Origin of the sequence: Clavibacter sp. MX14-G9D (assembly GCF_032917815.1) — a bacterium.
GTDB classification, from domain to species: Bacteria; Actinomycetota; Actinomycetes; order Actinomycetales; family Microbacteriaceae; genus Clavibacter; species Clavibacter michiganensis_K.
The window spans coordinates 1-6,280 of record NZ_JAVCVL010000162.1 but is presented as its reverse complement, the minus strand read 5'-3'; the positions used below and the strand labels follow the sequence as shown (position 1 = coordinate 6,280).

8 protein-coding genes and 1 pseudogene are annotated in these 6,280 nt (G+C 74.6%); 3 read left to right on the top strand and 6 right to left on the bottom strand.

The features are described from left to right. Positions 1 to 313: 313 nt before the first annotated feature. Positions 314 to 730, top strand: coding sequence for a hypothetical protein (locus Q6969_RS11930; protein WP_317230635.1), 417 nt, complete (start codon positions 314 to 316; stop codon positions 728 to 730). A gap of 216 nt (positions 731 to 946) precedes the next feature. Then, on the top strand, positions 947 to 1,435 hold the full coding sequence (locus Q6969_RS11925; RefSeq protein WP_317230634.1) for a hypothetical protein: 489 nt from the start codon (positions 947 to 949) through the stop codon (positions 1,433 to 1,435). Positions 1,436 to 1,519: 84 nt separating this feature from the next. Here Q6969_RS11925 and Q6969_RS11920 read toward each other — a convergent pair whose 3' ends face one another. The 3 genes and pseudogenes from Q6969_RS11920 to Q6969_RS11910 all read right to left on the bottom strand — a co-directional run bounded on the left by Q6969_RS11920 (position 1,520) and on the right by Q6969_RS11910 (position 3,771). Then, positions 1,520 to 2,509, bottom strand: coding sequence for an EamA family transporter (locus Q6969_RS11920; RefSeq protein ID WP_317230633.1), 990 nt, complete (start codon positions 2,507 to 2,509; stop codon positions 1,520 to 1,522). 81 nt (positions 2,510 to 2,590) lie between these two features. After that, positions 2,591 to 2,950: pseudogene (locus Q6969_RS11915) on the bottom strand (DUF6226 family protein); the annotation flags it as partial. Between the two features lie 203 nt (positions 2,951 to 3,153). Beyond that, a complete protein-coding gene (locus tag Q6969_RS11910) occupies positions 3,154 to 3,771 on the bottom strand; it encodes a hypothetical protein (RefSeq protein ID WP_317230632.1) in 618 nt (205 codons plus the stop codon). A gap of 117 nt (positions 3,772 to 3,888) precedes the next feature. Here Q6969_RS11910 and Q6969_RS11905 point away from each other — a divergent pair, with 117 nt between their 5' ends. Continuing rightward, positions 3,889 to 4,446, top strand: coding sequence for a DUF7010 family protein (locus Q6969_RS11905; RefSeq protein ID WP_317230631.1), 558 nt, complete (start codon positions 3,889 to 3,891; stop codon positions 4,444 to 4,446). 252 nt (positions 4,447 to 4,698) lie between these two features. On the opposite strand, the gene Q6969_RS11900 is transcribed toward Q6969_RS11905, so the two are convergent. The 3 genes from Q6969_RS11900 to Q6969_RS11890 all read right to left on the bottom strand — a co-directional run. Next, positions 4,699 to 5,598, bottom strand: a complete 900-nt coding sequence (locus Q6969_RS11900) for an NAD(P)-dependent oxidoreductase (RefSeq protein WP_317230630.1) — start codon at positions 5,596 to 5,598, stop codon at positions 4,699 to 4,701. Continuing rightward, positions 5,595 to 6,026 carry a hypothetical protein gene (locus Q6969_RS11895; protein ID WP_317230629.1) on the bottom strand — a complete coding sequence of 144 codons (432 nt, stop codon included), beginning with the start codon at positions 6,024 to 6,026 and terminating at the stop codon, positions 5,595 to 5,597. The genes Q6969_RS11900 and Q6969_RS11895 overlap by 4 nt, the downstream gene beginning before the upstream one ends. Then, positions 6,023 to 6,280, bottom strand: a 258-nt coding sequence (locus Q6969_RS11890) for a benzoate/H(+) symporter BenE family transporter (protein WP_317230628.1), incomplete at its 5' end; no start/stop codon positions are given. The genes Q6969_RS11890 and Q6969_RS11895, both read right to left, overlap by 4 nt.

Here is a 6,280-nt window from a genome sequence, read left to right as displayed (position 1 = left end):
CTCGCGAAGGACACGCACGGCTCGACGATCCGCCTCGCGCCGCCCATCGTGGTGGAGGAGGAGGACCTCGTCTGGGCCGTCGGCCAGCTCGCCGAGGTGCTCGCGGAGCTCGCCGGGCGCTGACGCCGCTCCCGGTCCGGACGGCAGCGGCGCCTCGGTGCCGGGGCGGGGAGCGGGGAGGGGGCGGCATCGGGATCGGCGCGGCCGCGCCGCCTCCCGGCGCCTGTGCAGCGACGCCGCCGGAGGTGACGGGGCGCTCCTACGCTCTCCGCGTCCGTCACGATCGTGCCGGTCCCCCATCAGGAAGGTCCCCATGTCATCCGCCCTGCCCCGCACCGGCGCCCGCCGACGTCTCCGTCGCGTCACCCTGGTGGCGGGAGCCGCCCTCCTCGCCCTGTCCTCCGTCGTCGTGGCGTCGCCCGCCCAGGCGGCGCCCGAGGCGTCCTTCCACCCCGGTCACTGGAACGGGATCGACGTCTACATCGCCCCCTCGCTGGGCTACACCGGCATCATCCGGGTCGCGGGCCAGGAGGTGACCTGCATCCCGGCGAGGACGGGCTGGAACGCCGTCCCCATCCCCTCCGGCGTCACGAGCATCCAGTTCGGCGTCGTCAACAGCTGCTCGGCCTCGTTCGCGAGGATGAGGTCGGTCGACCATCCCTTCGTGGTCGCGTCGCCGGGACAGACCTACCTCACCAACATCACGGGCTCGCACCGTTCGCGGGGCTGACCGGACCCGTCCGCGACGGCCCCCGCTCCCCGCCCTCCTCGGGCTGGGGAGCGGGGGCCGTCGCCGTGCGGAGCACCTGCCCGGTGCTGACGCCGTCAGCGAGGCCGCACCGCTCGGACGGCTGTGGACGACAGGATCCTCTCTGGACCCGCGAGTCCTATCGTTCAGGTCACCTGCACGGATGTGCACCCTGCTGTCCCGACTCGGAAGGTCCCCATGTCCCCCACCCCCGCATCCTCCGCGAAGCGCTGGCGCCGGCGCACCGCGCTCGCCGTCGGCGCCGTCCTCCTCTCCCTCGCCTCCGTGGCGGCCGCATCGCCGGCGCAGGCGGCCGGGGTCCACGGCTCGGGCGAGGTGAGCGCCGCGGTCCCGCTCCGCACGGGCTCCATCGACCTCTACATCAGCGACGAGACGGGCGACGTCGGCGGCGCCCTCGTCACGTCGAGGGCGACCGGCGTCACGACGTGCCAGGGCGTGGGATGGCCCGGCCACAACAAGCTGACGTGGAAGGTGCCCATCACCAACAGGAGCAAGGCCTACGGCGCGACCATCACCTTCGTGAACGACTGCACCAGCAGGATCACGGGCGCCAACTTCGCTCCCTCGCCCTTCACCGTCTACAACGGGCAGCGGTGGGCGTACGACCGGCCGTACCACGCTCCGGGCTACGGCGCGAAGGACCCGCGCGTGCACCGCGTCGGCTGATCCTCCGGCGACGCCCCGAAGCCGCGCTCGACGCGGAGACAGCCCCCGCTCCCGGTCCTGGACCGGCGGCGGGGGCTGTGCGCGTCACGGAGCAGTCGGAGCCGCGGGAGCAGCCGGAGCCGCCGGAGCCCGGGTCGCGATGGCGACGCCGGCCGCCGTGCAGACGACCACGATCGCCCCCAGCTGGACGGGCGTCAGCGTCTCCTGCAGCACGATCACGCCGAGGACGGCGGCGACCACGGGGCTGAGGCTCGTGAGCACGGCGAACAGGCGCGGCGTGATGCGGCGGAGGATCACGGTGTCGAGCGAGTACGGCACCGCCGACGACAGCAGGCCGATGGCGGCGAGGAGGCCGACCACGCGCCAGTCGAGCGCGGTCACGTCGAGCGTGGCGAGCGCCCAGGGGCCCAGCGCGACCACGCTCACGAGGCTCGCCACGGCGATCCCCTCGAGACCGGGCAGGCGCTCCGCGACCCGGCGGGTGCAGACGATGTACGCCGCCCAGGACACCGCGGCGGTGACCGCGCAGACCAGCCCGAACGGGTCGATCCGCCCCTCGAGGCCGGTGAGCACGACCACGCCCACCGCCGCCACGAGCGCGCACACGGCGTCGAGGAGGCGGCGGGCGGCCATCAGCGCGATGGAGAGCGGCCCGAGGAACTCGATGGTCGCTGCGATCCCGAGGCCGAGCCGGTCGACGGCCGCGTAGTACGAGAGGTTCATGAGGGACAGCGACAGGCCGAGCAGCACCGCGGGCACGAGCTGCGCGCGGGTCATGCGGAGGATCCGCGGCCGTGCGACGGGCAGCACGAGCGCCGCCATCATCACCTGGCGCGCGGCGACGACGATCACGGCGCCGACGACGGGGATCACGAGCCCGGCGAGCGATGACCCCAGGCTGACGCTCACGATCGTCCCGACCTGGAGCGCGGCGCCCACCGCGGTCGTGGAGGTGCCCGATGCGGGGACGGGCGTGGCGTCGGCGACCGCGGCCTCGATGCCACCCGGGGTGGTGCCGGCGGCGGACCCGGGGTGCGCGGCGCCCGGGTCGATGGGATCCCCGGCGCTGCTCACCTGGTGAGCGTACCGACGCGGGGGCGCGGCCGACGACGGGCGGCGCCGGGCGGTCAGCGCCGGGCGGTCAGCGACGGGCGGTCAGCGTCGGCCGGCCTGGCGTCGGCGGTCGAACGTGGGGAGGGAGGGCTCCACGGACGCCGGGCGCTCGCCCGCGAGCTTCAGCACCTCGTCCTCCAAGCCGTCCGCCAGCTGATCCCACGTGTCGTCGCACGCGTCGCAGCCGCACGGCGGGTACGCGGACGCCGCGTGGGTGGCGGGCCCCCGACCGGGCACGTGGACGATGACTCCGGGGAAGGAGGTCCATTCGAGCACCATCGCCCGGCCCGTGCCGTCACGGCGGACGAGGCGCACGGTGCGCACGGCGTCCGGATGGGGATCCGCGATGCCGGGGTCGGCGCCGTCGACGACGGTCACCTCGTGCGTGGCCGCGAGGTGCGCGACGAGCGCGTCGAGTCCGCGAGCGCATCCACGAGAGGGTCCTGGACGGCGAACAGCTGGCGGGAGAGCACATCAGTGGGTTCCGCTCGCGCGCGATCCGTCAGCGCGAGCGCGGCGACGATGCAAGCGGTCGCGTGGTGAGCCCGTCCGATCGCGCGACGATCACCGCGTCCGACGAGGTCGGCGTCGTCGTGGCGATCGGGTCAGTCGCCTTCCGCAGGTCGGAGCGCCGAGTGGATCTCGACGACGTCCTCCCCGTACTCGGCATCCGCCGCCGCCTGCTGCGTGCCGTCGTCGTGGATGACGCCGACCGACACGCGACCCTGGTACTCGCCGAGCCAGAGCGGCCCGCCGGGCGTGCCCATGGCGCTCGAGTGGTCCTCCATCGCGCGGGCGATCGCCGCCGGGTCCGCGGGGACGCCCGGCGTGGGATCGGGGAGCGGCGTCGATGCGGCTCGAGGGTCGTACGAAACGGGCGTGCGGGTGAGCGTGAAGGCGGTGCCGTCCCAGGTGCCGTGCACCTCGTAGTGGCCCCAGGTGCTGCCCGACAGGGTCTCCTCGTCCTCCACCGCGGCCCAATCCCACCCGACGGCGTCGGGTCCGCCGCACGACGGAGGGAGGGATTCGCCGACGCCGCCCAGGCAGAGCTCGGCCCCGTCACCGGTGTCCATGACGAACGTGCGCGCGGTCAGCTCGTCCACCGGGGCAGGCGTCGCCGAGGTCGCCCCCGTCCCCGCGGAGACGTCATCGGCACCGGCGGCGCAGCCGCTGAGCGCGGCGCCGACCAGGAGCAGCGACACGCTCGTGGCTCGGATCCCCATGACCCCAGCATGCGGCCCCAGCGCCCTGCCGTCACCACCCGCATAGAGGGGTTTCCAGGTCCCGGCACCCGGCACCCCGCTCCCCGCTCCCGGGGAGCCCGGTCCTACACTCGCCCCATGGAACAGGGCGCCCGCACGGATCGCGCGGGGACGCCTCCCCGCTTCGTCGACCCTCGGCGCATCGGGGCGCTGGCCGGTCTCGTGGGCGCCGCGACGTTCGTCTTCTCGTACGCGGGCGGCCTGGATGACGCGGCAGCCGTGGCGGTCCAGGTCCTCGTCGTCGTGCTCGTCGTGGCGACGCTCGGCATGCTGTTCGTCCGACCTCGTGGCCTGGGCCGGTTCGTGCCGCCGTCGCGGGTCGCGATCGGCGTGTACCTGCTCTGCGTCGTGGGCGAGCTCGCCCTCATCCGGGTGGGCACGGACGCGCTGGTCGCCGCCGGCCGTGGAGAGCTCCGCCCTGCCCTGATCGTGCTCGTGGTCGGGCTGCACTTCCTGCCCTTCGCCTGGGCCTTCCACGAGCGCATGTTCACCTGGCTGGGAGCGATGCTCGTCGTGCTCGGCGCCGTCGGGCTCCTCACCGCCGCGGCCGAGCTCGTCGCCGTGATCGCGGGCCTCGCGATGGGCGGCATGCTGCTCGCCTACGCCCTCGGCCTCTTCGCGCGCCGACCGGTCTGAGGCACCGCCGGACGCCGGGACGACCCCACCGAATCGTCGATCAGGCCCAGCGACGCGGGATCCCGATCGTCCAGCGGCTCGTCACGATGCATCCGCGAGAGCCCAGGGAGGGCGTCCGTGGCGTCCCCGAGGAGACCCGGGCTGGTCGCCGACGTGCACGTGCGGAGGGGGTGACGACGCTCGCCCGCGCGCTCGCCGCCGAGCGCCCGGAGCCGTCCGGATGCAGCCGCTGCGGTGAGGGCCGCGCGCCGATCAGCGCGCGGCGCCCACCCCCGGCAGCGCGTTCCCGTCGGCGTCGAGGTGGTCGCGCCAGCTGCGGGTCGGCTCCCAGCCGAGGAGGCGGCGCGCCTTCGCGGTCGAGATGCCGGACGAGTCGACGCGCTCCAGCGACCGGAGCTCGATGGCGTCCCCGTAGTGGCGGCGCAGCTCGGCGGCGAAGTCGTGGCCGCCCGCGTTGTCGGCCGCGGCGATGTAGAAGACCTCGTGGCCCGGCAGGTCGGAGGCGACCGAGAGGACGATCGCGTCGGCCAGGTCGTCCGCGTCGATGTAGCTCCACAGGTTCGCGGTGAGCACGGACGCGTCGCGCACCTGCGGCCCGAGGTTCGTCGCGTAGTTGTCGTCGTTGTGCACGGTGCTCGGGCGCAGCGAGATGACGCGGATGTCGGAGCGGCGCACGGCGGCGTCCATCAGCTGCTCGCCGAAGGCCTTCGACAGGGCGTACGGGTCCTGCGGGTGCAGCGGGTGGTCCTCGTCGACCGGCGCGTAGTCGGGGAGGAACGGCCGCTCGGGGAAGAAGTTGCCGACGATGCTCTCGCTGGAGATGTTGACGAAGCGCGGGACGCCGAGCCGGACGGCCGCCTCGATCAGGTGGAACGTCGACATGAGGTTCGTCTGCAGCACGACGTGGGCCGGGTTGCCGGTGGGCTGGGGGATCGCGGCGACGTGCACGACGGCGTCCATCCCGGCGACGACCGCGAACGCGGCGCCCTGGTCGGTGAGGTCCGCCATCACGTAGCGGCCGGGGACGACGACGCCCGCGTCGAAGACGGGACGCACGAGGTCGACCCCCGTGACGTCGTGCCCGGCGGCGACGAGCGCCTCGACGGCCGCGCGGCCGACCTTGCCGCGGGATCCGGTGACGAGGACCTTCACGCCCCGACCCCCGCCCGGCCCTCGGGCGCCTTCATGACGACGGGCACGAACGGGTCGTCCTCGACGCGCTCCGCGAACCACGTCTCGTCGACGTAGCCTTCCGACCAGAGCTTCAGCGGCGTCGCGACCGTGGGCGTGAACAGCTCCCATCGCGTCCAGAGCCGGGCCTCGGCGGTCATCTCGCGGCCGACCGCGCGCGTCCAGCGGACGACGACGTGGTCGGCGGGCAGCAGCCGCTCGAAGGCGGCGTGCGCCTCGGCCAGGCGGGCGGACGTGGTGCCGTCGCCCGATACCTGCTCGGCGCTCAGGGCGAGCACCAGCGTCCAGGTGGTGCTCTGCAGCTCGGTGTCGCGGGGCGCCGCGGCGGCATCCGCTCCGGGCTCGGCGGCATCCGTCCCGGGTGCGGGGGAGGTGGGGTCGTGGCTCATGCGGGGTCTCGCTCCTCGTGTCGATCGAGTCTGGCACGCGGTGCCCGGCGCGGTCGGAGGGCGAGGTGCACCAGCACGCCCGCGACCAGCGCGCAGAACGCCGCGCCCAGGCCGCCGACGGTGATGCCGGACGCCGCGACGACGAACGTCGCGATGGCGGGCAGGTGGGCGCCCGGATCCCGCACCGCCGACGCGAGGCTCGACGCGAGGGACGGGGCGAGCGCGAGCCCGGCGGCGGCCGCGACGACGCCGGC

Coding starts and splice junctions, on each gene's coding strand:
- Q6969_RS11930 (WP_317230635.1), top strand. CDS start 314: ATGTCATCCGCCCTGCCCCGCACCGGCGCCCGCCGACGTCTCCGTCGC.
- Q6969_RS11925 (WP_317230634.1), top strand. CDS start 947: ATGTCCCCCACCCCCGCATCCTCCGCGAAGCGCTGGCGCCGGCGCACC.
- Q6969_RS11910 (WP_317230632.1), bottom strand. CDS start 3,771: ATGGGGATCCGAGCCACGAGCGTGTCGCTGCTCCTGGTCGGCGCCGCG.
- Q6969_RS11905 (WP_317230631.1), top strand. CDS start 3,889: ATGGAACAGGGCGCCCGCACGGATCGCGCGGGGACGCCTCCCCGCTTC.
- Q6969_RS11895 (WP_317230629.1), bottom strand. CDS start 6,026: ATGAGCCACGACCCCACCTCCCCCGCACCCGGGACGGATGCCGCCGAG.